25 protein-coding genes are annotated in these 26,518 nt (G+C 70.6%); 7 read left to right on the top strand and 18 right to left on the bottom strand.

What is annotated here, in order from left to right; all coding sequences use genetic code 11:
* The first annotated feature begins 128 nt into the window (after window positions 1–128).
* Together ACFXI4_RS08000 and ACFXI4_RS07995 are read left to right on the top strand one after the other, a co-directional pair.
* The gene (locus tag ACFXI4_RS08000; protein ID WP_384988879.1) at window positions 129–953 is read left to right on the top strand and encodes a maleylpyruvate isomerase family mycothiol-dependent enzyme; all 825 of its coding nucleotides are present in this window, start codon (window positions 129–131) and stop codon (window positions 951–953) included.
* Between the two features lie 132 nt (window positions 954–1,085).
* A complete protein-coding gene (locus tag ACFXI4_RS07995) occupies window positions 1,086–1,850 on the top strand; it encodes an SAM-dependent methyltransferase (protein WP_384988878.1) in 765 nt (254 codons plus the stop codon).
* Between the two features lie 52 nt (window positions 1,851–1,902).
* Here ACFXI4_RS07995 and ACFXI4_RS07990 read toward each other — a convergent pair whose 3' ends face one another.
* Both ACFXI4_RS07990 and ACFXI4_RS07985 read right to left on the bottom strand, forming a co-directional pair.
* Complete coding sequence (locus ACFXI4_RS07990; RefSeq protein ID WP_384988877.1) at window positions 1,903–3,204, bottom strand: nitrate/nitrite transporter; 1,302 nt, start codon at window positions 3,202–3,204, stop codon at window positions 1,903–1,905.
* Window positions 3,201–3,851 (bottom strand): GntR family transcriptional regulator, encoded by a 651-nt coding sequence (locus ACFXI4_RS07985; RefSeq protein WP_384988876.1) that lies wholly within the window; start codon window positions 3,849–3,851, stop codon window positions 3,201–3,203. The genes ACFXI4_RS07990 and ACFXI4_RS07985 overlap by 4 nt, the downstream gene beginning before the upstream one ends.
* A 197-nt stretch (window positions 3,852–4,048) precedes the next feature.
* On the opposite strand from ACFXI4_RS07985, the gene ACFXI4_RS07980 reads away from it, so the two are divergent.
* Entirely contained in the window at window positions 4,049–4,948 is a 900-nt protein-coding gene (locus tag ACFXI4_RS07980; RefSeq protein WP_362714183.1) for a D-alanyl-D-alanine carboxypeptidase, read from the top strand.
* A 177-nt stretch (window positions 4,949–5,125) separates the two neighbouring features.
* Entirely contained in the window at window positions 5,126–6,061 is a 936-nt protein-coding gene (locus ACFXI4_RS07975; protein WP_384988875.1) for a BRO family protein, read from the top strand.
* A gap of 62 nt (window positions 6,062–6,123) precedes the next feature.
* Here the strand turns inward: ACFXI4_RS07975 and ACFXI4_RS07970 are convergent, their stop codons facing one another.
* From ACFXI4_RS07970 to pdhA, 3 genes are read right to left on the bottom strand one after another with little or no spacing between them, the layout of a single operon-like run.
* Window positions 6,124–7,557, bottom strand: coding sequence for a dihydrolipoamide acetyltransferase family protein (locus tag ACFXI4_RS07970; RefSeq protein ID WP_384988874.1), 1,434 nt, complete (start codon window positions 7,555–7,557; stop codon window positions 6,124–6,126).
* Window positions 7,558–7,567: 10 nt separating this feature from the next.
* Window positions 7,568–8,548 carry an alpha-ketoacid dehydrogenase subunit beta gene (locus ACFXI4_RS07965; protein WP_362714189.1) on the bottom strand — a complete coding sequence of 327 codons (981 nt, stop codon included), beginning with the start codon at window positions 8,546–8,548 and terminating at the stop codon, window positions 7,568–7,570.
* A gap of 2 nt (window positions 8,549–8,550) precedes the next feature.
* A complete protein-coding gene (pdhA, locus tag ACFXI4_RS07960) occupies window positions 8,551–9,750 on the bottom strand; it encodes a pyruvate dehydrogenase (acetyl-transferring) E1 component subunit alpha (RefSeq protein ID WP_384988873.1) in 1,200 nt (399 codons plus the stop codon).
* Between the two features lie 548 nt (window positions 9,751–10,298).
* On the opposite strand from pdhA, the gene ACFXI4_RS07955 reads away from it, so the two are divergent.
* Window positions 10,299–11,315, top strand: coding sequence for a phosphotransferase (locus ACFXI4_RS07955; RefSeq protein ID WP_384988872.1), 1,017 nt, complete (start codon window positions 10,299–10,301; stop codon window positions 11,313–11,315).
* 37 nt (window positions 11,316–11,352) lie between these two features.
* On the opposite strand, the gene ACFXI4_RS07950 is transcribed toward ACFXI4_RS07955, so the two are convergent.
* Complete coding sequence (locus ACFXI4_RS07950; RefSeq protein WP_362726205.1) at window positions 11,353–12,936, bottom strand: protein kinase; 1,584 nt, start codon at window positions 12,934–12,936, stop codon at window positions 11,353–11,355.
* Window positions 12,937–13,266: 330 nt separating this feature from the next.
* Between ACFXI4_RS07950 and ACFXI4_RS07945 the strand changes: the two genes are divergently transcribed.
* A complete protein-coding gene (locus ACFXI4_RS07945) occupies window positions 13,267–14,901 on the top strand; it encodes a protein kinase (RefSeq protein ID WP_384988871.1) in 1,635 nt (544 codons plus the stop codon).
* A gap of 25 nt (window positions 14,902–14,926) precedes the next feature.
* Here the strand turns inward: ACFXI4_RS07945 and ACFXI4_RS07940 are convergent, their stop codons facing one another.
* The 8 genes from ACFXI4_RS07940 to ACFXI4_RS07905 all read right to left on the bottom strand — a co-directional run bounded on the left by ACFXI4_RS07940 (window position 14,927) and on the right by ACFXI4_RS07905 (window position 21,307).
* A complete protein-coding gene (locus ACFXI4_RS07940; RefSeq protein ID WP_384988870.1) occupies window positions 14,927–15,205 on the bottom strand; it encodes a hypothetical protein in 279 nt (92 codons plus the stop codon).
* Between the two features lie 185 nt (window positions 15,206–15,390).
* A complete protein-coding gene (locus ACFXI4_RS07935) occupies window positions 15,391–15,876 on the bottom strand; it encodes a hypothetical protein (protein ID WP_384988869.1) in 486 nt (161 codons plus the stop codon).
* Between the two features lie 324 nt (window positions 15,877–16,200).
* On the bottom strand, window positions 16,201–16,911 hold the full coding sequence (locus tag ACFXI4_RS07930) for a hypothetical protein (protein WP_384988868.1): 711 nt from the start codon (window positions 16,909–16,911) through the stop codon (window positions 16,201–16,203).
* A 408-nt stretch (window positions 16,912–17,319) separates the two neighbouring features.
* Entirely contained in the window at window positions 17,320–18,675 is a 1,356-nt protein-coding gene (locus ACFXI4_RS07925; protein WP_384988867.1) for a hypothetical protein, read from the bottom strand.
* 104 nt (window positions 18,676–18,779) lie between these two features.
* On the bottom strand, window positions 18,780–19,106 hold the full coding sequence (locus tag ACFXI4_RS07920) for a helix-turn-helix domain-containing protein (protein WP_384988866.1): 327 nt from the start codon (window positions 19,104–19,106) through the stop codon (window positions 18,780–18,782).
* A complete protein-coding gene (locus tag ACFXI4_RS07915) occupies window positions 19,106–20,236 on the bottom strand; it encodes a tyrosine-type recombinase/integrase (RefSeq protein ID WP_384988865.1) in 1,131 nt (376 codons plus the stop codon). Before ACFXI4_RS07915 ends, ACFXI4_RS07920 begins: the two co-directional genes overlap by 1 nt.
* Before the next feature lie 213 nt (window positions 20,237–20,449).
* Complete coding sequence (locus tag ACFXI4_RS07910) at window positions 20,450–20,620, bottom strand: hypothetical protein (RefSeq protein WP_384988864.1); 171 nt, start codon at window positions 20,618–20,620, stop codon at window positions 20,450–20,452.
* Between the two features lie 144 nt (window positions 20,621–20,764).
* Window positions 20,765–21,307, bottom strand: coding sequence for a bacterial proteasome activator family protein (locus ACFXI4_RS07905; protein ID WP_362726213.1), 543 nt, complete (start codon window positions 21,305–21,307; stop codon window positions 20,765–20,767).
* 184 nt (window positions 21,308–21,491) lie between these two features.
* On the opposite strand from ACFXI4_RS07905, the gene ACFXI4_RS07900 reads away from it, so the two are divergent.
* Window positions 21,492–22,019: a hypothetical protein gene (locus ACFXI4_RS07900; protein ID WP_384988863.1), complete on the top strand. Its 528-nt coding sequence runs from the start codon at window positions 21,492–21,494 to the stop codon at window positions 22,017–22,019.
* A 24-nt stretch (window positions 22,020–22,043) separates the two neighbouring features.
* Here the strand turns inward: ACFXI4_RS07900 and ACFXI4_RS07895 are convergent, their stop codons facing one another.
* The 4 genes from ACFXI4_RS07895 to ACFXI4_RS07880 are packed head-to-tail and all read right to left on the bottom strand — an operon-like array spanning window position 22,044 to window position 26,489.
* The gene (locus tag ACFXI4_RS07895) at window positions 22,044–23,024 is read right to left on the bottom strand and encodes an NAD(P)H-quinone oxidoreductase (protein ID WP_384988862.1); all 981 of its coding nucleotides are present in this window, start codon (window positions 23,022–23,024) and stop codon (window positions 22,044–22,046) included.
* A gap of 41 nt (window positions 23,025–23,065) precedes the next feature.
* Complete coding sequence (locus tag ACFXI4_RS07890; protein ID WP_384988861.1) at window positions 23,066–24,163, bottom strand: potassium channel family protein; 1,098 nt, start codon at window positions 24,161–24,163, stop codon at window positions 23,066–23,068.
* Window positions 24,160–25,548, bottom strand: a complete 1,389-nt coding sequence (locus tag ACFXI4_RS07885) for a molybdopterin molybdotransferase MoeA (protein ID WP_384988860.1) — start codon at window positions 25,546–25,548, stop codon at window positions 24,160–24,162. The genes ACFXI4_RS07890 and ACFXI4_RS07885 overlap by 4 nt, the downstream gene beginning before the upstream one ends.
* The gene (locus tag ACFXI4_RS07880) at window positions 25,545–26,489 is read right to left on the bottom strand and encodes an NTP transferase domain-containing protein (RefSeq protein WP_384988859.1); all 945 of its coding nucleotides are present in this window, start codon (window positions 26,487–26,489) and stop codon (window positions 25,545–25,547) included. The genes ACFXI4_RS07885 and ACFXI4_RS07880 overlap by 4 nt, the downstream gene beginning before the upstream one ends.
* Window positions 26,490–26,518: the final 29 nt, after the last annotated feature.

Here is a 26,518-nt window from a genome sequence, read left to right as displayed (position 1 = left end):
GGGTCCCCCCGGTTCGAGCCCAGTTCGAGAACTGGGGGAGTCCCAAGACACCCGCCGACAGCAGCCACCTCCCGCTGGCAGCGCCGCCACAACCTGCCCGAGTACCGACCGCCGAGGGGTCCCGTTCCGTGAGTCTGCATCCCACCCTCCAGCCCTACGCCGACGCCTGGACCCACTCCATCGAAGCGATATCCGAGCTGGTGACCCCGCTTGTCGAGGGCGAGTGGAACCGGCGGACCCCGTGCCCGGGCTGGTCGGTGCGGGACGTGGTCTCCCATGTCATCGGGCTGGACTGCGAGATGCTCGGCGACCCGCGCCCCATCCACACCCTGCCGCGCGACCTGTACCACGTCACCAACGAGTACCAGCGCTACATGGAGATGCAGGTCGACGTGCGACGCCATCACACGGCGCCGGAGATGACCTCGGAGCTGGAGTACACGGTCATCCGCCGCAACCGCCAGCTGCGCAACGAGTCGCGGGAACCGGGGCATCTGGTGCGCGGGCCGCTGAGCAAGGAGATCACGCTCGAGGAGGCCATGCGCACCCACGCGTTCAACGTGTGGGTGCACGAGCAGGACCTGCGCGCGGCGCTGGGCCGGCCCGGCAACCTCGACTCGCCGGGCGCGCAGGTCGCCCGCGACGTGCTGCTCGGCGAGCTGCCCCGGGTGGTCGCCACCGAGGCCGACGCCCCGCGCAGTTCGGCCGTCATCTTCGATGTGCACGGACCGGTGGAGTTCCTGCGCACCATCCGCATCGACATCCAGGGCCGCGGCACGCTGGAGACCAGCCCCGCCCTCGGCCCCGCGGCCATCTTCACCCTGGACTGGGAGACCTTCGTCCGTCTGGCCTGCGGCCGCACCACCCCGGACGCGGTGGCGGACCGGGTGAAGGCGGAGGGCGACCAGGAACTGACGGCGTCGATCCTGCGGAACTTCACGGTCACGCAGTAGCGGGACCTCTCGTCACGCGGTCACGGGACTTCGCGGTCACGCGGCGGCGGTCTCGGTCCCCGCGGGGGAAACCGGGGCAGGCGCCGGTAATTCGGTGGGCTGCGGCGCCCGTGGACATCTACCTTGCCCGGCATGACCACTGCCACCACAGCGCACGACGACCTCCCGCCCCGGCTGACCCGGCTCACCTTCCACGGCCCGCTCTCCGAGGCCCGCGCGGCCGCGATCGTGCGGCGGCTGGCCGCCACGCGGCCCACCACCGTGCTGGACATCGGATGCGGCTGGGGCGGACTGATGCTCCGCCTGCTGGAGGCCGCCCCCCACGCGCACGGCGTGGGACTGGACGTGCACACCGGGGACCTGGCGCGGGGACGGCGAACCGCCGAGGCGCGCGGGCTGGCCGGCCGGGTGCGGTTCGCCGAGGAGTCGGCGGTGGGTACCGGTCGCGGGCCGGCCGACGTGGTGCTGTGCCTCGGGGCGAGCCAGGCGCTGGACGACGACCTGGTGACGGCCCTGCGGGAGCTGCGGCGGCTGGTGACCGACGGCGGGCGGGTCCTGCTCGGGGAGGGCTTCTGGCAGCGCACCCCGACCGAGACGGAGCTCTCCGGGATGTGGCCGGGCGCCTCGGCCGCCGACCACCACGACCTGGCGGCCCTGGTCGACCTGGCGGTGACGGCGGGCTTCCGCCCGGAGTGGACGGAGACGGCGAGCTTGGCGGAATGGGAGGAGTTCGAGTCGGCGTACCAGGCGGACCAGGAGGTATGGCTGGCGGCCAACCCCGCCCATCCCCTGGCCGCGGAGACCCGGGCCCGCCTGGACACCCACCGGTCGTCCTGGCTGACGTACCGGGGCGTACTGGGCCTGGCCTACCTCACCCTCGTACCGGCGACGGCGTAAGAACCCGCGTCGTCGGCCGGAAAGAGCCGGGAGGAAAAGCCGGGAGGAAAGGTCATGCCGGCACGTGCACCGTCTCCACCCGGCTCGCCACCGTCCGCTCCCGTTCGCGCCGGGCCGCCCGCCCCCGCAGCCGCAGGATCTGGCTCACCCCCAGCGCCTGGAGCACGAACACGCACGAGAACGCCACCGAGTAGTCGTCGCCGGTCGCGTCCAGCAGGACACCCACCGCGAACAACGTCGTCATCGACGCCACGAATCCACCCATGTTTGTGATCCCGGACGCGGTCCCCTGCCGCTCGGGCGGGTTCGCCGGGCGGGCGAAGTCGAACCCGAGCATGGACGCCGGACCGCACGCCCCCAGTACCGCGCACAACACCACCAGCAGCCACATCGGCGCGTGCTCGGCCGGGTACACCAGCGTCGCGGCCCACACGGCGGCCGTCGCCGCGACCGTGCCCAGCGCCAACGGCAGCCGCGCCGCGTGGTGCCGGGCGACGACCTGGCCGTAGACCAGCCCGATCACCATGTTGGAGAGGACGACCAGCGTCAGCAGCTCACCGGCCGTGGCACGGGACAGCCCCTGCGCCTGGACCAGGAACGGCAGCCCCCACAGCAGCAGGAACACCATCGCCGGGAACTGGGTGGTGAAGTGCACCCACAGACCGAGCCGGGTCCCCGGCTCCCGCCAGGACGCGGCGATCTGCTTCCGTACGTACGCCGCGCCCTGGTGCGGGAAGGGCGCCGGCTCGTACCCCTCGGGGTGGTCCTTCAGGAAGAACAGCACGAGGACCAGGACGACCACCCCGGCCAGCGCGCTGCCCGCGAACGCCGGGGTCCACCCGATGCCGTGCAGCAGCCGGGCCAGGACCAGCGTGGAGACGAGATTGCCCGCCATGCCGACCAGGCCGGCGAGCTGCGCGACGAGCGGACCGCGCCGCACCGGGAACCAGCGGGTGCCAAGCCGCAGCACGCTGATGAAGGTCATCGCGTCGCCGCAGCCGAGCAGCGCACGCGAGGCGAGCGCGGTGCCGTACGACGGGGAGAACGCGAAACCCAGCTGGCCGGCCGTGAACAGCACCGCGCCGATGGCGAGCACCTTCTTGGTGCCGAGGCTGTCCACCAGCAGGCCGACGGGTATCTGCATGCCGGCGTAGACCAGCAGCTGGAGTATCGAGAAGGTGGACAGCGCCGAGGCGTTGACATGGAAGCGGTCGGCCGCGTCGAGACCGGCGACACCGAGGGAGGTACGGAAGATGACGGCGACGAAGTAGACCGAGACGCCTATGGACCACACCGCGACGGCCCGCCGGCCGCCGGGCGGATCACCGGGCAACGAGACGCCGCCGCGGCTCATCGGACCTCACCCCGCGCCAGGTGCGCGAACCAGTCGACGTGCCGGTGCACCAGCTCGACCGCTCCGTCGGCGTCCCCGGCGCGCAGCGCGTCCAGGATCTCCTCGTGCTCGATGAGCGACTTGGCGATCCGGTCGGGGTGCGCGTTCATGATCGCGACGCCCATCCGCAGCTGCCGGTCGCGGAGCTGGTCGTAGAGGCGGGAGAGGATCTCGTTGCCGCCGTCGCGGACGATCTCGGCGTGGAAGCAGCGGTCCGTGACGGCCGCGGCGGCCAGGTCACCGGCGGCGGCCTCGGCCTTCTGCCGGTCCAGCAGCTCCTCCAGACGGGCCACGAGCGGCGCGGACGGCGGTACGGCCTTGCGCACCGCGTGTTCCTCGACCAGCATCCGGGTCTCCACCACGTCCGCGATCTCCTGGGCGGAGACGGGCAGCACCATGGCGCCCTTCTTCGGGTAGAGCCTGATCAGGCCCTCGACCTCGAGACGCAGCAGCGCCTCGCGGACCGGGGTGCGCGACACCCCTACGGCCTCGGCCAGCTCGCCCTCGGTGAGGAGCGTGCCGCCCTCGTAGTGACGGTCCAGGACGGCTTGCTTGACATGGGAGTACACACGGTCGGCGGCGGGGGGCTGCTTGACGGCCAGGCTCATGCCTACAGCATAGATACAACACGTACACAAGGGGTGGCGACGTCCACCATCCGGACGTGACGAAAATCGCCCTCAGCAACTACACAACCATCTGTGCTAATTACGTGTCACACACGTGCGGCCCCATTCGCTTTGGCATCCCCAACTCGGCCGCATGCCAGGGGCATTACGACTCGACTCGACTCGGGGTATTTCAGTTGATTACCGGTATTAAGGGCACTCGCCTCCGCAGGGCCGCCGCCGTCGCCGTCACGTCCGGCGCGCTGCTGGCGACCGGCGCCCTCACCGCGGCACCCGCGCAGGCCGTCACCAAGCCCTCGATCGTGGCCAAGGGCGGCTACGTCATGAACAACGCGAACGCGAAGACGCTGTACACGAAGGCTGGGGACACCAAGCTGTCCACCGGTTCGACCACGAAGATCATGACCGCCAAGGTCGTGCTCGCGCAGTCGAACCTGAACCTCGACAAGAAGGTCACGATCCAGAAGGCGTACAGCGACTACGTCGTCGCCAAGAACGCCTCCCAGGCGCACCTGATCGTCGGCGACAAGGTCACCGTCCGCCAGCTGCTCTACGGGCTGATGCTGCCCTCCGGCTGCGACGCCGCCTACGCGCTCGCGGACACGTACGGCTCGGGCACCACGCGCGCCAAGCGCGTCGCCAACTTCATCTCCAAGATGAACACCGCCGCGAAGAACCTGGGTCTGACCCACACCCACTTCGACTCCTTCGACGGCATCGGCAACGGCAACAACTACTCGACGCCGCGCGACCTGACGAAGATCGCCAGCAGCGCGATGAAGAACGCCAACTTCCGCGCGGTCGTCAAGACGAAGAAGTACACGGCGAAGACGATCACCAAGACCGGTTCCACCCGCACCATGGGTGCCTGGACCAACACCAACACGCTGCTCAGCAGCTACAGCGGCGCCATCGGCATCAAGACCGGATCCGGCCCCGAGGCCAAGTACTGCCTCGTCTTCGCCGCGACCCGGAACGGCAAGACGGTCATCGGCACCGTCCTCGCCTCCTCCTCCATCACCCAGCGCGCGACGGACGCGACGAAGCTCCTGAACTACGGCTTCGCGACGATCTGACCCACCTGGAACCGAGCCGACGAAGGCCCGCCGCGATCCCCGCGGCGGGCCTTTCGCACACCCGAACGCCCCGGCGCAGCGGAACAGGCGACCTTCCCTCGCAATCGTGAACATCACAGCATTTGACTGGCATATTCCATTTTCTTCGCCCTAGGTTCCGCGGCGGAGGTGGTTCCGATGAACGAACCCAACAAGCAGGCGAAGCCCACCAGGTCCCACGAGGCGATCGACGTCAGCGACTTCGTGTACGCGGCGACCGGAGCCCGGGTACGACGACTGACCATGCCGGACGGAACGCACTGGTTCCCGGCGGTGGATGTGTGCAAGGAACTGGGCTATGCCAACGCCCGGAAGGCTCTCGCCGACCATGTTCCGGAGGAGCATCGAGAGACTATCGAGAGCGTAACTGGAGGTTACGCTCTCAGCATTCCCGCAGGTAGGCAGTGGCGTCGAGACATGAACCTCATCGATCTGCCAGGCCTTATCGCTCTCGTCAACGGCTGCACGAAGCCCGCCTGCGCCCCCTTCAAGGAGTGGGTCGCCGAAGTCATCGCGACTGTCCAGCGAGAAGGTTCCTACACTCTCGAAGAGGCCGAGGTGCAGCCCGCCGACCCGGGTGCTCCCGTCGCCTACGCCATGCCGGAGCAGGTCGCCGAGGCCATCGTCCGGCTGGAGGCGCACAACCTGCAGCTGGACGAACAGCTGGCGGACGGGCAGCGCAAACTGATCGAGTTGCAGAAGAGCACGCTCGCCGTGCAGCTGGCCATGGTCCGGGCCATGGAACGGATCGCCGACCGGCTCGACGAGCTCGTCCTCGAACGTCGCAGGCCCTACGGTCCGCACATGGCGCTGCCGACCACCGAGTCCGTACTCGCCGACTGGCGGCAGCGGTTGTCGGTGACCGAGGACGTGTGGACGGTGGCGGTCGTCATCGCCCCGGTCCTCGTCGAGAAGGGCGAGCTGCGTGAGCCGCTCGAATCGATCGCCGCGCGCACCGGTCTGACGGTGCACCGCGTCAACGAGTGTCTGCGGCTGCTGCGCAAGCACGCCTGCATTCACTCGCGCGGCGGGACGGAGGAGGGGGCGCCGGTCTACGTGCTGAACCGGCTCTGAAAGCGCGATTGGGCGGTCGCAAGACGAATTCGCGACCGCCCACTCGTTCGACCTGTCCGGGCTCAGCCCCAGGTGATCAACCGCTTCGGCTGTTCCAGGATCGCCGCGATGTCCGCGAGGACCTTGGAGCCGAGCTCGCCGTCGACCAGGCGGTGGTCGAAGGACAGGGCCAGCGTGGTGACCTGGCGGGGCTTGACCTTGCCCTTGTGGACCCACGGCTGGAGCTTGATCGCCCCGACCGCCAGGATCGCCGCCTCACCCGGGTTGAGGATGGGCGTCCCCGTGTCGATGCCGAAGACGCCGACGTTGGTGATCGTCACCGTGCCGCCCTGCATGGCGCCGGGCGAGGTCTTGCCGTCCCGGGCCGTGGACACCAGCTCACCGAGGGACTCGGCCAGCTGCGGCAGCGTCTTCGCGTGGGCGTCCTTGATGTTCGGAACGATCAGGCCCCGCGGGGTGGCCGCGGCGATGCCCAGGTTGACGTAGTGCTTGAGCACGATCTCCTGGTTCGCCTCGTCCCAGGACGCGTTGACGTCCGGGTTGCGCTTGATGGCGACCAGCAGCGCCTTGGCGATGAGGAGCAGCGGGTTCACCCGCAGGCCCTGCAGGTCCTTGTCCTGCTTGAGCTCCTCCACCAGCTTCATCGTGCGGGTCACGTCCACCGTCACGAACTCCGTGACATGCGGCGCCGTGAACGCGGAACCCACCATCGCCGCGGCCGTCGCCTTGCGGACGCCCTTGATGGGGACCCGGGTCTCCCGCACACCGTCGTACGACACCACGGGAGCCGCCGCGACGGCGGGAGCCGCCGGCGGGGCCGGGGCCGGCTCCGGGGCCGCCGTCGGTACCGCCGCCACCGCCGCGTGGACGTCCTCGCGCGTGATGACGCCCTCCGGGCCCGACGGGATCACCGTGGCCAGGTCGACGCCCAGGTCCTTGGCCAGCTTGCGCACCGGCGGCTTCGCCAGCGGGCGCGAACGCTCCACGGCGGGGGCCTCGGGGGCCGCTTCGGCGACCCCGGCGGGGCCGTGGCCGTTCAGCTCCTTCTGGACCGCCGCCTGGACGGCGGCCTCTGCGGCCGTCCCTTCCGCGCCCTTGCGCGGGCGGCGCTTCGTGGAGGAGGCCGCCACGCCGTAACCGACCAGGACCGGCTGACGGCCCTGCGGCTTCTCCTCCGGCTCGGCCGGCACGGACTCGGGAGCCGGCACGGGCTCCGCCGCGGGAGCGGCCGCCCCGCCGGACACGTCGACCGCGATGATCGCCGTGCCCACGTCCACCGTGGTGCCCTCGGCGAAACGCAGCTCGCGCACCACCCCGTCGTAGGGGATCGGCAGTTCGACGGCCGCCTTCGCCGTCTCGACCTCGCACACCACCTGGCCGTCGGTGACCGTGTCGCCCGGCTGGACGTACCACTTGAGGATCTCGGCCTCGGTGAGTCCCTCGCCCACGTCCGGCATCTTGAACTCGCGTACGGAAGCTTCCGTCATCGTCGTCACGACCCTCTCCTCAGTACGCCAGGGCACGGTCGACGGCGTCGAGCACCCGGTCCAGGCCCGGAAGGTACTCCTCCTCCAGGCGGGCCGGCGGGTAGGGGGCGTGGTAGCCGCCCACCCGCAGCACCGGGGCCTCCAGGTGGTAGAAGCAGCGCTCGGTGATCCGGGCGGCGATCTCGGCGCCCGAGCCGAAGAACACCGGTGCCTCGTGGACCACGACCAGGCGGCGGGTCTTCTCCACCGAGGCCTGGATGGAGTCGAAGTCCAGCGGGGAGACGGACCGCAGGTCGAGGATCTCCAGGGACTTGCCCTCCTCGGCGGCCGCGTCGGCGGCCTCCTGGCAGAGCTTCACCATCGGGCCGTAGGCGGCCAGGGTGACGTCGGTGCCCTCGCGGACCACCCGCGCCTTGTGCAACGGGCCGGGGATGGCCTCCGTGTTCACCTCGCCCTTGTCCCAGTAGCGGCGCTTGGGCTCGAAGAAGATCACCGGGTCGTCGCTCTGGATGGCCTGCTGCATCATCCAGTAGGCGTCCGAGGAGTTGGACGGGGAGACGATCTTCAGGCCCGCCACGTGCGCGAAGAGCGCCTCGGGGGACTCCGAGTGGTGCTCGACCGCGCCGATGCCGCCGCCGTAGGGGATGCGCACGACGACCGGCAGCTTGACCGTGCCCAGCGAACGCGCGTGCATCTTCGCCAGCTGGGTGACGATCTGGTCGTACGCCGGGAAGACGAATCCGTCGAACTGGATTTCCACCACCGGGCGGTAGCCGCGCAGGGCGAGGCCGATCGCGGTGCCGACGATGCCGGACTCCGCGAGGGGGGTGTCGATGACGCGGCTCTCGCCGAAGTCCTTCTGCAGGCCGTCGGTGACCCGGAAGACGCCGCCGAGCTTGCCGACGTCCTCGCCCATGACGAGGACCTTGGGGTCGGTCTCCAGGGCGCGGCGCAGCGACTCGTTGATCGCCTTGGCCAGAGCCATCTTCTCCGCTGCCATGATCAGGCCCCCTCTACGTCAGCGAACGACGCCTGGTAGGCGGCGAACTGGGCTCGTTCCTCGTCGACGAGCGCGTGCCCGTCCGCGTACACGTGCTCGAACATGGCGAAGTTGTCCGGGTCAGGCATGGCACGGACCGATTCGCGCACTCGCTTGCCCAACGCCTCGGACTCGGCTTCGAGTTCCGCGAAGAATCCCTCGTCCGCGTGGTTTGCGGCCTCCAGGTACCGGCGCAGCCGCAGGATCGGGTCCTTGGCCTCCCACGCCTCACGCTCCTCGTCGGCCCGGTACTTGGTCGGGTCGTCGGAGGTGGTGTGGGCGCCCATCCGGTAGGTGTACGCCTCGACCAGCGTCGGGCCCTCGCCGCTGCGGGCGCGCTCCAGCGCCCACTTGGTGACCGCGAGGCAGGCCAGCACGTCGTTGCCGTCGACGCGGACGCCGGGGAAGCCGAACCCCTGGGCGCGCTGGTAGAGCGGGACGCGGGTCTGCTTCTCGGTCGGCTCGGAGATCGCCCACTGGTTGTTCTGGCAGAAGAACACCACCGGGGCGTTGTAGACCGCGGCGAAGGTGAACGATTCGGCGACGTCGCCCTGGCTGGAGGCGCCGTCGCCGAAGTAGGCGATGACCGCCGAGTCCGCGCCGTCCTTGGCGACGCCCATGGCGTAGCCGGTGGCGTGCAGGGTCTGGGAGCCGATGACGATCGTGTAGAGGTGGAAGTTGTTGCTGTTGGGGTCCCAGCCTCCGTGGTTGACGCCGCGGAACATGCCCAGCAGGTTGGTCGGGTCGACCCCGCGGCACCAGGCCACGCCGTGCTCGCGGTAGGTCGGGAAGACGTAGTCGTCCTCGCGGGTGGCGCGCCCGGAGCCGATCTGGGCGGCCTCCTGGCCGAGCAGGGACGCCCACAGGCCCAGCTCGCCCTGGCGCTGCAGGGCGGTGGCCTCGGCGTCGAAGCGGCGGGAGAGCACCATGTCGCGGTACAGGCCGCGCAGTTCCTCGGGGGTGATCCCGGCGACGTACGCGTCGTACTCGGCGTTCTTGACCCGCTTGCCCTCCGGGGTCAGCAACTGCACGAGTTCGGGATCGGTGCTCTTCTTCGCGGTGGTGCGAGTGGTGCGCTTGGTGCCGGTCTTGCTGCCGGTGGTACCGGCCTTGCCTGCGGCGCTGCGTCGCGGTTGGCTCGCGGCACTGCTGTCCACGGTCACGTGTGCTCCTCCGTCGGTCCGGCCCCCGGGGTTGCCGGGTGAACCAGTGCGGCTCACCTGTTTCCGGCACCCGTGACACGGGGTGGGTGCCACTCGGCCGGCAACAGGCGTGACAGGTGCCCCGGCGAGCGCCCTGCAAGATGCACGTTACCCAGTGCTCCACATTTCTGTGAAACCCCTCCTGACCTGCGTTTTTGCTTGGAAATCCAAGTACTTTTTGCTTGGGTTTCCTAGTAAGTCGACAGGTGCCGGAAGGTTGCTGGTCAGAGCCCTGCGGGAGGCCGGAGCTACCGCACGTTATCCCGCCGCACCGGGCCACGGGAAGAGTTCACGGGCGAGACCCACGGGGGGCTCACCGGGGCCCGTCCGGTCCGACACGGACGGTGAACCGTTCGTTCCCGTACGCCCGGCCGGCGCACCCGGGTCCGCCACCGTCCACCACGTGACCGAAAGTGACCAACAGCGACTGCCTGCGACAATCCCCAGCTCACAGGCCCAGGCGTTGCCCTACCATCTGCCGCGTGCCGCGCTCTTGTTTACCACCCCTCATGCCCCCCGCGCCCCCTTTGGGCGCCCTGCTCCGGCTGTACGCCGCCGGTTCAGCGCTCGCCTGCGAACCCGTCGAACAGGGCCTGCTCAACCGCGGCTACAGCGTCCGCACCACCCTCGGGCGGTACTTCCTGAAGCACCACTTCGACCCGGACACCGCCGACCCGGCCGCCATCGAGCGACGCCATCTGGCCACCCAGCGGCTGGCCGCCCTCGGCGTCCCGGTCGCCCCGCCGCTGGCCCACCGTGACGGCCGCACGGTCGCCGTCGTCGGCGGCCACGCCTACGCGCTGCATCCCTGGATCGACGGCCGGCACCGGCACGGCGGACAGCTCACACACGGGGAGTGCGCTCGGCTCGGTGCGCTCCTGGGCGCTGTACACGCCTGTCTGGAGCGGGTGATGCCGCCCAAGGGGCGCACCCGGCCGGCCACGAGCCCCCATCCCGTCGAGAGCGCCGACCCCGTCGACACCTTCGTGCTCATCGACGACCTGCTGACCCGTGTCAGCCGGCACCGCCCCGCCGACGCCTTCGACGAACTCGCCCGCCACCGGCTGCTCGAACGCCGCGCGCTCCTGGAACAGCACGCCGGCCGGCGCCCGCCGCGCGGCGCCTCGGTGGGCTGGGTGCACGGCGACTTCCACCCGTTCAACCTGCTCTACAAGGACGGCGCGCCCGCCGCGATCGTCGACTGGGACCGGCTGGGTGTGCAGCCCCGCGCGGAGGAGGCCGTCCGCGCCGCCGCCATCTTCTTCGTCCGCCCGGCGGGAGCGCTCGACCTGCCGAAGGTGCGGGCGTACGCGCGCGCGTACCGGCGGGCGGCCGGCGCCACCCCCTCGGAGCTGGCGGCGGCCGTGCACCGCGTGTGGTGGGAACGGCTCAACGACTTCTGGATGCTGCGCTGGCACTACGAGCGCGGCGACACCCGCGCGGACCCTCAGTTCCCGGCCGCCTCGGCGCTGGCCGTCTGGTGGACCAGCGAGTACGACGCGGTGTGCGACGCGTTCGTCCGGTGAGGACGGTCGCTCAGCGCCGCAGGGGTGTCAGTGTCCGTCAAGGGTTGCCCAGGCCGGTGCCGGCGACGGCACCCTCGTCCGTGTTGCCGCTGCCACCGTCCGCGCCCGCCGACTCGGTGGGGTCCGTCTGCGGGGAGCTCTCGGTGTCGGTGGGCTGCGAGGCGCTCGCCGTGTCCGAGGGCTCGTCGGACGGTTCGCTGCTCTCCGTCTGGGACTGGGTGTACGACGGGGTCTGAGACGGCGTGTAGTGGGAGCCGCCGCCGTCGCCCGAGCCGCTGGTGCCGGTCTCCGTGTCCGTGGCCGTGTCGCTGGCCTCGTCGGAGGGGGTCGCACTGGGCGTGTCGTCCTTGGTGGACCGCGTGACGCTCGGCGACGTCGACGTCCCCGGGTCACCGCCGTTGCCGCTGCCCTTGTTCAGGGCCAGCGCGACGCCCGCCGCGATCGCGATCACCGCGAAGACGGCCAGGATCCACAGCTTGCCGCGGCCACTGCCCTTGTTGCCGTGGCCCTCGAAGCCGCCGTCGTCCCCGCCGCCGTACCCGGACGGCAGGATCGGCTGCGGGATCTGCGAGGTGCCGGAGGAGTTCATCGGGTGCTGCATCGCCGTCGTACCGGCGAAGCCGCCCGCCGCGTGCCGGCCGTCGTGCACCGTGACCGGGCCGGTGTTCCAGGTGCCGGTGTGGGCGCCCTGGTCGTACAGCATCTGCAGGCCGTACTGGACCAGGCCGCGCATCTCCTCGGCGGTCTGGAACCGGTCGTCGGGGTCCTTGGCCAGCGAGCGCATGACGAGGCCGTCCAGCTCCGGCGGGGCGACGCCCTCCGAGGTCTGGGACGGGGGCACCGGGATGTCCTGGACGTGCTGGTAGACCACCGACAGCGGGGTCTCGCCGATGAACGGCGGCCGCAGCGAGAGGAGTTCGTACAGCAGACAGCCGGTGGCGTACAGGTCGGAGCGGTGGTCGACGGCCTTGCCGAGCGCCTGCTCCGGGGAGAGGTACTGGGGCGTGCCCATGACCATGCCGGTCTGCGTCATCGTCGTCGACGCGCCGTGCAGGGCGCGGGCGATGCCGAAGTCCATCACCTTGACCGCGCCGTTGTGGGTGATGATCACGTTGGCGGGCTTGATGTCGCGGTGCACGATGCCGTGCTGGTGCGAGTAGGCCAGCGCCTCCAGCACCCCGGAGGTGATGATCAGGGCCTGCTCGGGGCCCGGCGCCTGGGCGTTGATCAGCAGGTCGCGGATGGTGCGGCCCTCGACCAGCTCCATCACGATGTACGGCACGGACTGGCCGCCGACGACGTCCTCGCCGGAGTCGTACACCGCCACGATCGCGTGGTGGTTGAGCCCGGCGACCGACTGTGCCTCGCGGGTGAAACGGGCCTTGGAGACCGGGTCCTCGGCGAGATCGGCGCGCAGCAGCTTGACGGCCACGGTCCGGCCGAGCCGTACGTCCTCGGCGGCGAACACCTCGGCCATGCCGCCCCGGCCGAGCCGGTGAGTGAGCCGGTAACGGCCGTCGCCGACCAGGCCGCCGTTGCCCCACATCTCCGGCGTGTCTGACATGCCGCCGCCAGTCGCCTCGGGGTCGGACGGGCCCTGGGCGCTGTGCGTCTGTGCCATCGGTCCTCGCCGTCGTTTCTGCCCGCGGTGCGCGCGGTGTTGTCACGGTCTCCGTCGGCCACGCTACAGCCTCCGCGCAACCCCCAGGTCCGGGTTCCGTCCCGTGGACGGACCGGCCATCAAACCCGTACCCCGCGCTGTCGTGCAAATTCTGTGTATCGGGCGTACGGCAGCCGTAACGCTTCCGCGCCTCTTCTTTCGCGTACGGTCACGGATCGGGCACCGCGCTTGACGTGTCAGTGCCCTCGGGCAGACTTGGCCCGGAACTTGACCAGGAATGGGACATTCGATCAACAAGGGTGCCTGAGCGCCCGACGGGGGACGGGGAAAATGAGCCAGGACGGCGCACACGGCCGTTACGTGGGGCGGGCGCTGGCCGGTGGCCGCTACCAACTGCGCGACCTGCTCGGCGCGGGCGGAATGGCCTCCGTGCACCTGGCGTACGACGCGGTCCTGGACCGGCAGGTCGCGATCAAGACCCTGCACACCGAACTCGGCCGGGAACAGGCCTTCCGCGAGCGCTTCCGCCGCGAGGCCCAGGCAGTGGCCAAGCTCACGCACACCAACATCGTCTCCGTCTTCGACACCGGGGAGGAGGACCTCGACGGCTCGACCATGCCGTACATCGTCATGGAGTACGTCGAGGGCCGCCCGCTCGGCTCGGTGCTCGACGACGACGTGACGCGGCACGGGGCGATGCCCGCCGACAAGGCACTGAAGATCACCGCCGACGTACTGGCCGCGCTGGAGATCAGCCACGAGATGGGGCTGGTCCACCGTGACATCAAGCCCGGCAACGTGATGATGACCAAGCGCGGGGTCGTCAAGGTGATGGACTTCGGCATCGCCCGTGCCATGCAGTCCGGGGTCACCTCGATGACCCAGACCGGCATGGTCGTCGGCACCCCGCAGTACCTCTCCCCCGAGCAGGCGCTGGGCCGGGGCGTGGACGCCCGCTCCGACCTCTACTCGGTCGGCATCATGCTGTTCCAGCTGGTCACCGGTCGGCTGCCGTTCGACGCGGACTCACCGCTGGCGATCGCCTACGCGCATGTCCAGGAGGAGCCGGTCGCGCCGTCCTCGGTCAACCGCGCCCTTCCCCCGGCCGTGGACGCGCTGGTCGCCCGCGCCCTGAAGAAGAACCCGAACGAGCGCTTCCCGACCGCCGAGTCCATGCGCGACGAGTGCCTGCGGGTCGCCGCCTCGCTCCAGCCGGCCGCGCCCAGCATCGTGCCGGGCATCCCGCCCACGCAGAGCGGTTCCGGGGTCGGTTCCGCGGTGTTCCCGCCGGTCGACCGGGCGAGCGCGGCACCGGCCGGCCCGGTGCGGACGCCGTACCAGCCGACGCCGCACCCGAATCCGTACGGCACCCCCAGCCCCGCTCCGGCGTACGGCTATCCGCAGCAGGCGGGCTACCAGACGCCGGCCGGGTACGCCCAGCCGGCACCGACGACCCCACCGCCGTACGACATCACCCCGCAGTCGCCTTCCTCCGGCGCTGGCGGGGGCAGGGGCAACCGGCAGGTGGTCATCGGGTCGATCGCGGTCTCGCTGATCGCGGTGATCGGTCTGGTCGTCGCGCTGGTACTGAACAGCGGCGGCGGCAACAAGGACGACAACGGGGGCAGCGGCGGCTCCACCGCGGACGCGTCGGCCTCGCACGCGTCGGGCTACCGCGGCCCGGACACCTCGAAGACCGTCGAGAAGACCGAGTGCACCGAGCCGCAGGAGTCGTACGACGACGCGGACAAGATCCAGCTGCCCGACTTCAGGTACAAGTACATCGGCTCCGTGAAGGAGTGCCTCAAAGCCGCCGGCTGGCAGTACAAGATCAAGAAGGAAGACGACAACACGTGGGGCGACGGGACCGTCGTGGACCAGTTCCCCTCCCCGGGCACCGATGTCGATCCGAAAGGCACGCAGACGATCGAGCTGAGTGTCTCGACGGGCAACCCGCCGCAGTGACCGGGAAGGGAAAGACGGACGACCGTCAGTAGGGGTTGTCCTGCTTGCTGGACGTGCAGATGCTCAGCAGGTCATGGCCCTCGAAGACGCCGACGTCGATGCGTACCGCGGCGATGCCCTTCGCGTCCGTCGCGTAGGTGTCCCAGACCAGGTCGGCACCGTTGCCGTCGTAGTTGTCGTGCCAGGACCACGCCTTGAGGGTGCCGTCGTTCTCGACCGTGGACAGGCGAACGGAAGCATGGTGGCCATCGGCGGCGGTGTCGACCGCTCTCAGCCGCAACGGATTGATGCTGGTCTTGCTCAACTGGCGACCTCGCGTAATTGGGAGTCGCGTATTCACTTGCCAGTGAGGGCTCGTGGTCACCGTGAGTGGTCGCCTGGTCCACCTTCCGACGTGCTGCGCGGCCCCGATACCGCCGAGGACGACGCCGAGATCTGACCCGTCACCCAAGCGGGCGAGCCGCGATCACCCGGTCGGTTTCTGGTCGATCAGTTCCCCCGGTGGTCAGCATCCGGCCGCACCTCAGCGCGCGCCGCCTCAAGGAATCGATGCCGGACGCCACCGAGGTGCTTCCAAGGCTTACTGCCGTCCGGTGTTCCGTGCCAGTACGTATCGCCAAGAGCGTTAGCGAGGTCAGACGCCGCGTCGTGAAGCTCTTCCGAGGCGACCAGCATCAGATTGTTGCGCAGCGACCACATGCGATGGATCAGCTCACTCGGCCGATCACCACCGTCGCTGATGACACGCTCGATCCTCTGATAGACCTCGACGAAGTCCTGAATCGCAGCCTTCCTCTCAGCTCGAACCTGCTCAGCGCGCGCTCGGCGTGCGCTTCGTTCAACGGTACGGTTGGTCACGTACTGAGTGATGATCGTTCCTGCCGAGCCAATCAACGTGCCGAGTAGAGTCCCCGCAACGGGCAGCCAGTCCACCTCGACAGCATCCACCCGTCGGTACGACAGCAGCGGTGACATTGATCAGATCGTTGCCTGTGTCCCCAGGTTCAGCGTGTCACCACGTCGAACGTCACGCTCACCGTGCGACTTCGCCACGCCGCCCCGGATGCCGGGCTGTCTCTCGGCATCGACCCGGACCGCGCGGACGCAGTGGTCGGCCTCGGGACTGGTGAGCTCGCATGTTCAGGTATCGCCTATGCGCGGCCGAGTCCAAATGGTGCTCGCGTTGAGTGATCAGCGCGGGCTCGGCGGACGTCGATCGCCATGGGCTACCGCTGCCTGGCGCGGACGACGTGCGAAGGCGCCCGACCATGCCAGAAGGCACCAAGGCAGCCCTTGCTGTCAGGGGAAGTCCGGACATTCCTCGGCAAAGCCCTGCGAGACGGGCTGCCATACGCCGTGGTCCTCACGCACGCTCAGTCGATCCGCTTCCTCCGCGGTCTCGATCAGCTGAGCGGTAGTCAAGGGGACGGCCGCCGCGAAGACCCGCCCGAGGTGGTGGCAGTGCAGCACCGGGCGGAGTTCCTCCGAGTACGGCTCATCGACAACCGCGAAGAGATCGGGCAGGGTCCAGCCCAGCGGACCTGCTACGGCAGATAGCTGCTGCCGGCGGTGCGGACTCGGGTCCCAGCGCCACACCATCCCGTGCAGCGTGCTGAGGGACAGTCCCATGAACGGCAGTTCGCGGATGCCGAAGCCGCGATTGCGGATCAGCGCGCCGAGCACGGCGGCAAGCCTGGTCTCGGCGGGACGGCGGCCCGGCCACGCCGGCTGCACGAAGCGTTCTGGAGCGGCGACGCGGGGCAGTGAGCGGACGAATGCCTCCAACGCGGCCAGCTGCGAGTGGTCGCAGTAACTGACGCGGTATGCGAACTGCCTCATGACCCCGGCGTCGCGCTCCGGGGGAAGGAGTTCCGCCGGCACCGGCTGGCCTGCGACAACGAGAAGGTCGGCGGCCGGTATGTCGAGTTCGGCGGCAAGTTCGGTGAGTCGCTGCGGGGCGGTGTCAGTTCCGCTCGCGGCGAGGCTGCTCAGGATGGTGGCCCGTTCCATGTGAGGAAGGTAGCGGGTGGGCTGCCAGGACAGCCGGGGCCGCATGAGTCGGTTGGGACTCACCTTCGGTGATCGCCCGGGGCGTATCGGCTCCAGGTTCCACAGGCTTCGACGACCAGGTGAGTGGTGGTCTTGTCGTGGTGGCCCAGGGCCCGAGCAACGACAGGAGCAGGGGCTTGGAGGACCAGTTGGTGGATCGCTGAGGTCCGGTCGCGCTGGGCGGGAACTCCGGCGGCTCGGAGCTGGTCGAGCAGGCTGGTCGGGTCCATCGGATGCCCGCGCTGTCGGCCGGGGAACAGTCAGGCCGTGCTGCTGCTGGCGCGGGCGAGGCGGGGCTGTTCGGGGTCTGAAACTGGCGACCCCGCGTAATCGAGAGTCGTATATTCCGTGGTCAATTAGGGCTCGTGCTCACCGTGAGTGGTCGCCAGGGGCATAGTGCCGCCAGGTTCCTCCGGCCTCGGCGGCGAGTTGGGCGGTGGTGTCGTCGTGGTAGCCGAGCATGCGGGCGACCACGGGGGCGGGGGCCTGGAGTACGAGGTGGCGGATCGCCGACGTGCGTCCTCGTTGGGTAGGGAAGCCCAGGTCGCGGAGGCGGATTTCGAGGGTGTCCGAGGTCATGGGTTGTCCGGCCCGTCGGCCTGGGAAGAGCCATCGGGCGCCCGGATTGGTTGCAGTCATGGTGTTCGGCCGCTGGCCCAGGTAGTCCAGCAGCATGCCGGCGAAGGGCTCAGGGACGGGCGACGGCGGGTCGCCGAGCCGGATCAGGACCTCGCCATCCTTATGGAGGACATCGTCGGTGGTGAGCCGTGCGATCCGGGTGAGCGGCTGCGCGTAGAGGAGAACGAGCGCGGCGGCCACGCGGTCCTGGAGAGGGATGTCGTCGCGGTTGACGGCCTGCCGTAGCAGGGTGAGCCGTTGGTGCTGAGCGAGCGGGGTTGGGTTGCTGGTGGAGCGGTGCGGAACGGTGACCGCGGGCATGTGGTTGGACCGCATTGCCCATCGCAGGAAGGCATGGGTGAGGCGCCGGGCGGTGTAGCCGCCTGCGTACCAGGCGTCGACATCGGCCTGCGTGCAGTCGGCGAGGGTACGTCCGCGCTCTGCGAGGTGAGCGAGGAAGGCGATCGCTAGGTGGATCTCGCTGCGGGCCTGGTGGATCTGCTTGCTGGTGAGCGGGCCGCGGTCGGCCAGGGTGTGCAGTCGGCGCTGGACGTGCCAGGTGGCGAAGAGCTCCAGCAGGCGCCGAGGCCCGGGGCCGTCGATGGCGGGCAGTTTCTCGGCGAGCCACCGCTGGAACAGCAGCAGCTGCCGGTCGGCCGGGGGCAGGACACCACTCTGCATGAGCAGGTCGCGCATGTAGGCGACCGACCGCCAGGGCGTGAGTTGGCCCAGTCCGTCGTGGGTGAGCGGGACTTCGCCGCGGGCCAGGGCCCGCAAGTTGCGCTGAACGTGGGAATGGCTCGTCCAGGTCAGCCCGCCCCAGGGACGGCGCATCTGTCGCAGGGCATCGAACAGCGGGAGCAGTTCGGTGCGGACGGAGCCGGAGCCGTCGTCGAGCAGGTCATGGAGACGTTCGGTCAGGACGCATCGGCCGCAGATCCCGCGCCGGTAGCGCCTGGCTTCCTGGCCGCAGCGTTCGCAGATGAAGTCACCAAGCCCGCCTGCGCAGTCAGTGCAGAGCTTGCCGCCGTCCGGCGCGAGGCCAGGGGTGAGCCGATCGACGCCACAGCCGACGCACGTTCCGTAGGTCTCCAGGGCTCTGGTCATGCAGCTTTGGCAGATGTAGCCCTCAGGCCAGTGGTTCGTCTCGGGCCGCACCGCCCGGCCGCAGCGGGCGCAGAACCGTGCGCTCGCCGGCACTCGGGTGCGGCTCACCCTTCGGGCCGGATCCGGGCGCGCTTGGGACGGACCGCCGACAGGTCGACGACCGCGTCGCCGGTGGCGACCTTGCGGATGGCGGCGTTCTCGGCCTTGGTGGCGATCAGGTCGGCCGGGGTGCACTCGAAGATGTCGCAGAGTGCGGCCAGCACCGGCAGCGACAGACGCTCGGGGGTGCCGGTGACCAGCCGGTGGACCTGGGAGAGCGACAGGTTGATGCCCCGCTCGGCCAGCGGCTGGGCCAGCTCGCTGGTTGTGAACATACCGGCGGCGGCCATCCGCTCCCGCAGTCGCCACTGGTAGCTGACGTGGCGTTTCATCACGCCCTCCTGCCCGGGTTGAGCGCGGTCTCGACCGTGGCGTCCAGCGCCCGCCGCAGCGTGCGGGTGCGGAAGTCGGAGGAGACGCAGGTGTAGATCGAGGTCGTGCTGGCATGGTCGTGGCCGGCTTGCTGCTGGACAAATAGGGCGTCCCAGCCGTCTTCGATCAGGTGGGTGACGTAGGACCTTCGTAGCGAGTGAAAGTCCAGGACCGGGTCCAGGCCGAGGTCGTCGCGGTAGGCGGCGAAGCGGGAGTCCAGCCGTTGCAGGCCGACGCGACGGCCGCGTTCGGACGGCCACAGGGCGGGCCCGTCCGCGTGGTGCATGGCGGGTCTCACCTCGCTGACCCACTGGTCAAGGATCTCGGCCGACCAGTCCCACACGGTCAGTACGCTGCGGCGCTTGGGGGACGAGCCCTTCTTGGCCTTGCCATGGCGGACGTAGCAGACGCCGTACTCGCCGAACTCCGCCCCTTCGGGGTTGCGGCCGAAGTCGGCGACATCCAGCATCCTCGTCTCGTTGCGCCGCAGCCCGTAGGCGTACGCGGTCTTGAACAACATCGCGTCGCGGAAGGCGGGCAGCCATCCCTTGCGGCCACGTCCGCGGACCCGGCTCACCTCATCGTCGGCGTGGTCGAAGAACGCCTGCAACTCGTCCCGGGTGAAGGCCCGTTTCGGGGACTCGGCCTCGCACTCCTGCATGTGCACGGCGGTGTTCCACTCATGACACACCTGGATCGGATGAGTACCGAAACGGCGCTCGCACTCGGCGGCCCAGCCGTAGGCCGGGTCGGTGGCGTAGTCGCAGAACAGCCGCACCGCCTCCTGGTAGCCGCGCAGCGTCGAGCGAACGCAGCCACGGACCGCCCGCAGATCGCCGAACCACTCGTCCGCCAGCGGCGAGGACCAGTTCCAGGGGAAGGCGACCGCGTGCGCGGCGAACGCCCGCACCTTCCGTTCACGGCCGTTGATGGTCGACAGCGCGAGGTTCCGCGCCAGCTGCTGGTTGCGCCAGCCGTCCAGCATCGCCTCGAAGACCTGCTCCTCCGGCCGCAACAGCGGTACCCCGTCAGCCAGATGCAGCCGCGCGGTCCCTGGCGTCGTCCCGTTCCCGCCTGCCAAATTCGTCACGCTCCGTAGATCGCATCTAGCGCGAGAATCTCGCATCGGATGCGAAGCCTGGAGAGGAACGGCAGGTCAGCCATCCGATTGAGTGAAGTGGAACGACACAGGCCCGGCCGTCGGCTACCGTCGCGACAGGCATGCAGTGAGCGTTCTCTCCGCTGATCAGCGGCTTCCCGGTGTCCGCTCGGTCAATGCAGCGCAAGAGGGCGCCAGTTCGCATCAGATGCGATTCGCGCCGGTTACGAAGTAACCCGTGTAGGCACCGTAGGCACCGGTGACACCGCAGCTGCCCGTCACCATCGAGTCGGCCGCGGCCGGGGAGGCCACGGCCGGGATCGCCAAGCAGGCCAGAGCGCCGGCCGTGACGAGTGCGGAGCGTCGTATCTTCATATGGCTTCTCCTTCTTGGGAGTTGAGCCCAAGAAGGCTAGGAGTGATCAAATTATTTTACGATCCCCTGGTGATCACGTGTGACTGAGGTAACAGAACACGGAAAGAACCGGCAGTCGTCCGCCGGTCCCCCCGTGCGCACGGCTCACAGATACGGTCCCCCGGAGCGGCCGGCCGCCGGTCCGTGTTCCTCGCCCTCGTGGCCGACGCCCGGCGGCAGTGCCCGGCGCATCTGCTCCAGCTGGGCGCGGGCGGCCATCTGCTGGGCGAACAGGGTCGTCTGGATCCCGTGGAAGAGGCCCTCCAGCCAGCCCACCAGCTGGGCCTGCGCGATACGCAGTTCCGCGTCGGTCGGGGTCACGTCGTCGGTGAAGGGCAGCGAGAGCCGCTCCAGCTCCTCCACCAGCTCCGGTGCCAGACCGTCCTCCAGTTCCTTGACGGAGCTGGCGTGGATCTCCTTCAGCCGGACCCGGCTGGCCTCGTCGAGAGGAGCCACCCGCACCTCCTCCAGGAGCTGCTTGATCATGCTGCCGATCCGCATGACCTTGGCGGGCTGTTCCACCATCTCCGTCACCGGGATCTCGCGGGAGTCCTCGTCCCCGTTGCCGCCACCGAGCGCCATCCCGTCCTGGCCCACGACCAGGATCTGGGGGTTCTCGGGCGACCGTTCGTTCCTCGGCATCTCCATGCCGCCATTCTCTCGCACCGGTACACCTCACCACCGTGGTGCCCCCCGTCGGAGCTGATCCACCCTGACCGGCCGCCCCGGCCGGGCATAGACCCATCGGCCGAATCAGACATGCCGGGCCTGCCGGCGGATGTGAGGCTGGTGATCGTCGGCTCTGACGACTGTGTTCCGGGAGGTCACCGACGTGACTCCAAGGCCGCGATCCACCTCCGGCGGCGTACGGCTCGCGCTGCTCCGCCTGCTGCTCGCCCTCGCGACGGTGCTGCTGCCCTGCGGCACAGCCGTCGCGTACGACCCCGGGCCCGTGGTCGCCCGGGATCCGGAGACGGCTCCCTCGCCCCCCGCGAGCCCCTCGGTCTCCGCCGAGCCGTCCCGGGCCGGCACCCTGGCCGGCGAGGGCAGGCTGCGGCCCGGACGGCCCCAGGGCCCGGCGGCGGCTGTCCAGGGGCAGGAACAGGACGAGTACGAAGACGAGCCCGGCGACGAGACGGCTGCCCCGAGCCCGGCCCGCACCGTGGCGGCGCAGCCGTCCCGGGGCACCGGCCCGGTGCCCAGCGCGCCCCAGCAGTACCCCGCCCACCAGGCCGTGGCCCCCGGCGAGGAGGACTCCTCCGAGCCCGTCCTGCACATCCTTCCGCTGGGCAGCGGCCTCGTCCTGATCGGGCTCGGCCTCGGCCTCGCCTTCGTCGCCCTGCGGGTGCGGCGGAGCTAGCCGCCGGGCCCCGGGGGCGACGGCTCAGGGAGCGACGAGGAGGACCTTGCCGATGTGCCCGCTGGCCTCCACCAGCCGCTGCGCCTCGGCCGCCTCGGCCATCGGCACCTCCCGGTCGACGACCGGCCGGACATGACCGCCCTCGATCAACGGCCACACGTGCTCCCGCACGGCCGCGACGATGGCCGCCTTCTCGGCCAGCGGGCGCGCGCGCAGCGAGGTCGCGCTGATCGCGGCCCGCTTGCCGAGCAGGGCGCCGATGTTCAGCTCGCCCTTCACCCCGCCCTGCATACCGATGATCGCGAGCCGTCCGTTGACGGCGAGGGCCCGCACGTTCCGGTCCAGGTAGCTTGCGCCCATGTTGTCGAGGATGACGTCGGCCCCGGCACCGTCGGTGGCCTGCCGCACCTCGGCGACGAAGTCCTGGTCGCGGTAGTTCACGAGGATGTCCGCGCCGAGCTCCGCGCAGAAGTCCAGCTTCTCCTTGCTGCCCGCGGTGACCGCGACCTTGGCCCCGACCGACTTGCCCAGCTGGACGGCCATGGTGCCGATGCCGCTGGAGCCGCCGTGCACGAGCAGCGTCTCACCGGGACGCAGGTGGGCGATCATGAAGACGTTGGACCAGACCGTGCAGGCCACCTCGGGCAGCGCGGCCGCCTGCTTCAGGTCCACGCCCGCGGGCACCGGCAGCAGCTGTCCGGCCGGGACGGCGACCTTCTGCGCGTAGCCGCCGCCGGCGAGCAGTGCGCACACCTCGTCGCCGACCGACCAGCCGGAGACCGCGGGGCCGACCTCGACGATCCGGCCGGAGCACTCCAGGCCGGGATAGGCGGAGGCACCCGGCGGCGGGTTGTAGTTGCCCTGCCGCTGCAGGATGTCGGCGCGGTTGACGGCGCTGGCCACCACCTCGACCAGCACCTCGCCCTCCCCGGCCACCGGATCGGGGACCTCGTCCCACACCAGCGCCTCGGGCCCACCAGGTTCGGGAATCGTGATCGCATACATGCGGCCGACGCTACCCCCAGCCCGGCCGCCCACGCCTCCGGTCAGGCCCGCGGCAGCGGCCGTATGTCCGGGGCGGTCCTGTTGCCCGGGGAGGCCCGCACGATCGTGATCAGCCGGTCCGTCGGCTGGATGGTGCCGACGGCCGGGTCGTCGTAGCCGAGGACCCGGTGTCCGCGCAGGACGCTCACCACCAGGTCGGACGTCTCGCGCGGGGTCTTGCCGACCTCGGCCTTGACCGCCGGGCGCTCCACCAGGTCAAGGCCGGTGCCCTGCTGGATCAGGTCCTCCATGACCATGCCGGCGGCCGGACTGAGCACGGACAGCCCCAGCAGCCGTCCGGCGGCACTGGCGCTGGTGATGACGGCGTCGGCGCCGGACTGCTTCAGCAGCGGCGCGTTCTCCTCCTCGCGGACGGCGGCCACGATCTTCGCGCCCTTGTTGAGCTGCCGGGCGGTCAGGGTCACCAGCACGGCCGTGTCGTCCCGCTGGGTGGCGATGATGATCTGCCGGGCCCGCTGCACCTCGGCCCGTTTCAGCACCTCGCTGCGGGTGGCGTCCCCGACCACCCCGGCGTACCCCTCCGCGGTGGCCGCTTCGATCGCCTTGGCGCTGGGGTCGACCACGACCACCTGCTCCGCCTTCAGCCCGGACACACAGACGGTCTGGACCGCCGAGCGCCCCTTCGTCCCGAAGCCGACGACGATGGTGTGATCCCGCAAGGCGGACCTCCAGCGGTTCTGGCGCCATTCCTCCCGGGTGCGTTCGGTGAGGACTTCGAGCGTGGTGCCGACCAGGATGATCAGGAACAGCACGCGCAGCGGCGTGATGACGAAGATGTTGGTCAGCCGGGCGGCGTCACTGACCGGGGTGATGTCGCCGTATCCGGTGGTGGAGAGGGTGACGGTCGCGTAGTAGAAGGCGTCGAGGAGGTCGATGCTGCCGTCCGAGGTGTCGTTGTAGCCGTCGCGGTCGGCATAGACGATGAAGGCGGTGGCGACCAGCACCAGCAGGGCCAGAGACAGCCGTCTGCTGACCTGGCGGATCGGGCGCTCCACCACTTTCGACGGGAGTTTCACCCGCTGGGTCACCAGATGTTCGTCCGCTTGGCGGGCGATGGCGTCATGGCCCGGAAGTTTCACGTGAAACACACCTCGATCCCGGCGGCCGCCCACGGCAGGTCGAGGAGTTCCGTCTCCTCACCCCGCTGTGCCCCGCCCGGCCGCACGACCGCGAGCGCGTCGGCGGCGGCGATGCCACGGAGCATCGCCGGGCCGTTGTAGTGCAGCGGGACGGCCGCGTCACCGCGCAGGACGACGGGGATCAGCCGGGTGTCGTACGGGTGTCCGTGCGTCGCCTCCGCCAGGGGCACCGCGTACGGCTCGGGGGCCGGGTGGGCCGCGAGGGTGCGCAGCAGGGGTTCGGCGAGGGTGAGCAGGCCGGAGACCGCGGCGAGGGGGTTTCCGGGAAGACCCACGAGGTGCTGGTTCTGCTGGGTGCGGGCCAGCAGCATGGGGTGGCCCGGGCGGACCTTGACGCCGTCGACGAGGAGCTCGGCCCCGATGCGTTCCAGGGTGGGGTGCACATGGTCGACCGGGCCGGACGCGGTGCCACCGGTGGTGACCACGAGATCGGCGCTCGACGAGGTGATTGCCTTGTACAGGGCCTTGGCGTCGTCGCCGAGCCGGCGTACGGCAATCACCTCGGCGCCGATCGCACGCAGCCAGGACGGCAGCATCGGGCCGAGCGCGTCCCGGATGCGTCCCTCGCTCGGGAGCCCTTCGGTGATCAGCTCGTCCCCGAGGATCAGGACTTCGGCCCGGGGGCGGGGGACGACCGTGACGCTGTCGTATCCGGCGGCCGCGGCGAGGCCGAGGACGGCCGGGGTGACCAGGGTCCCGACCGACAGCAACTGGTCGCCGCTGCGGCACTCCTGGCCGCGCGGCCGGATGTCCTGACCGTGCACGACCTCACGGGTGGGGTGCAGCCGGCCCTGGGTGTCGGTACGGCCGTGTTCGCTGCGCAGCACGGCGGTGGTGTCCGCCGGGATCCGGGCGCCGGTGGCGATCCGTACCGCCTCGCCGTCGATGAGCGGCTCGGGCTGTGCGTGTCCGGCCAGCACGCCCTCGTCGCGCACGTCCCAGGGGCCGGGGCCGGCCACCGCCCAGCCGTCCATCGCGGAGGTGTCGAAGGAGGGCAGGTCGGTCAGCGCGTTGAGCGGTGCGGCCAGGGCCAGACCGAGGGCGTCGGCCAGCGGTACGGAGACGGGGGCGCGGCGGGCACCGGAGCGGGCGGCGCGGGCGGCGGTCTCACGGGCCTGGGGCCAGGGGATGGCGCGGTGCTGGTGCGCCGACGGGCCGCCGTGGGCGTGCGCGTCCCGGGCGGCGGGCGGCGTCGGGCCGGCGGCGCCCTCTCCGACTTCCCTGGGCTCCCTGGGTTCTCTCACGAGGGCGAGTGCCTCCTCGACGTCGAGATCGTCGTCGGTGCCCCCGGCGGACCCTCCGACCCGGATACCGGGGCCGGTCACCGGCCGGGACCGGAGCCGGGGGCGGGCTTCCCGGAAGCGGACTGCCCGGCGGCGTTCGCCTCCTCCTCCCAGCGCACGGCCAGGGCGGCGGCCTTGCGGGCCGCCTCGGCCACCGCCTCCGGGCCCCCATTGCCCTGCGCCGCCGCGTAGCCGACGAGGAACGTGGTCAGCGGGGCGGCCGGGCGGGCCACGCCGTGCGCGGCGTCCCTGGCCAGGTCGAGCAGGACGCGGGTGTCGACGTCCAGGTCGATGCCCAGTTCGTCCTTGACTGCGGAGATCCATTCATCCAACACGTGACCATGCTCCCTGATGCGTGCCCTGGCGTCGGCGATGTCGTCCCAGGTGTCGCAGTCGAAGGACGCGAGGGGGTCCGGGACACGGGTGAGGTCGAGTGCGGCGGTCAGGCGCCGCAGGGGGAGGCCGGTGAGACCGGGGGCGCCGCGGCCGGGGGCCTCGCCGTCGTCTCCACCGTCGTCTCCGTCGCCCCGGGCAAGGGCCGACAGGGCGTGGCGGAGCGGTGCCGTGCGGTAGGCCGCGACGAGGGGCTGGTCGCGGCCGTCGGTGTCGGTGAGCAGGGCGCCGTCGGCGCCGGTGGCGTGCAGGGCGGCCAACAGCCGCTCCACGGTCGCCCGTTCGAGGAAGGGGAGGTCGGCGGAGAGTACGACCGCGCGGTCGGCGGTGGTGTGACGCAGGCCGGCGTCGAGGGCGGCGACCGGGCCGCCGCCCGGGGGGTCCTCGCGGGTCCAGCGGACCGGGCGCGGGGTGGGGCGCGGAGCCGCCACGACGACGGTGTCCCGGGCGCCGGCGCAGGCCGTCAGCACGCGGTCGAGCAGCGGGCGGCCGCCCACCCGGACGGAGGGTTTGTCGGCCCCGCCGAGGCGTCTCGCGGCGCCGCCGGCCAACACGATCGCGTCGTAGGCCGGCGGCTCGGTGTCGGTCACCTTTCGAGTATGGGGGGAGGGTGGATCAC

The organism is Streptomyces sp. NPDC059224 (assembly GCF_042754285.1).
Lineage (GTDB): Bacteria > Actinomycetota > Actinomycetes > Streptomycetales > Streptomycetaceae > Streptomyces.
Note: the sequence above shows the minus strand (reverse complement) of the source record. Positions and strands in the feature narration are given on the sequence as shown.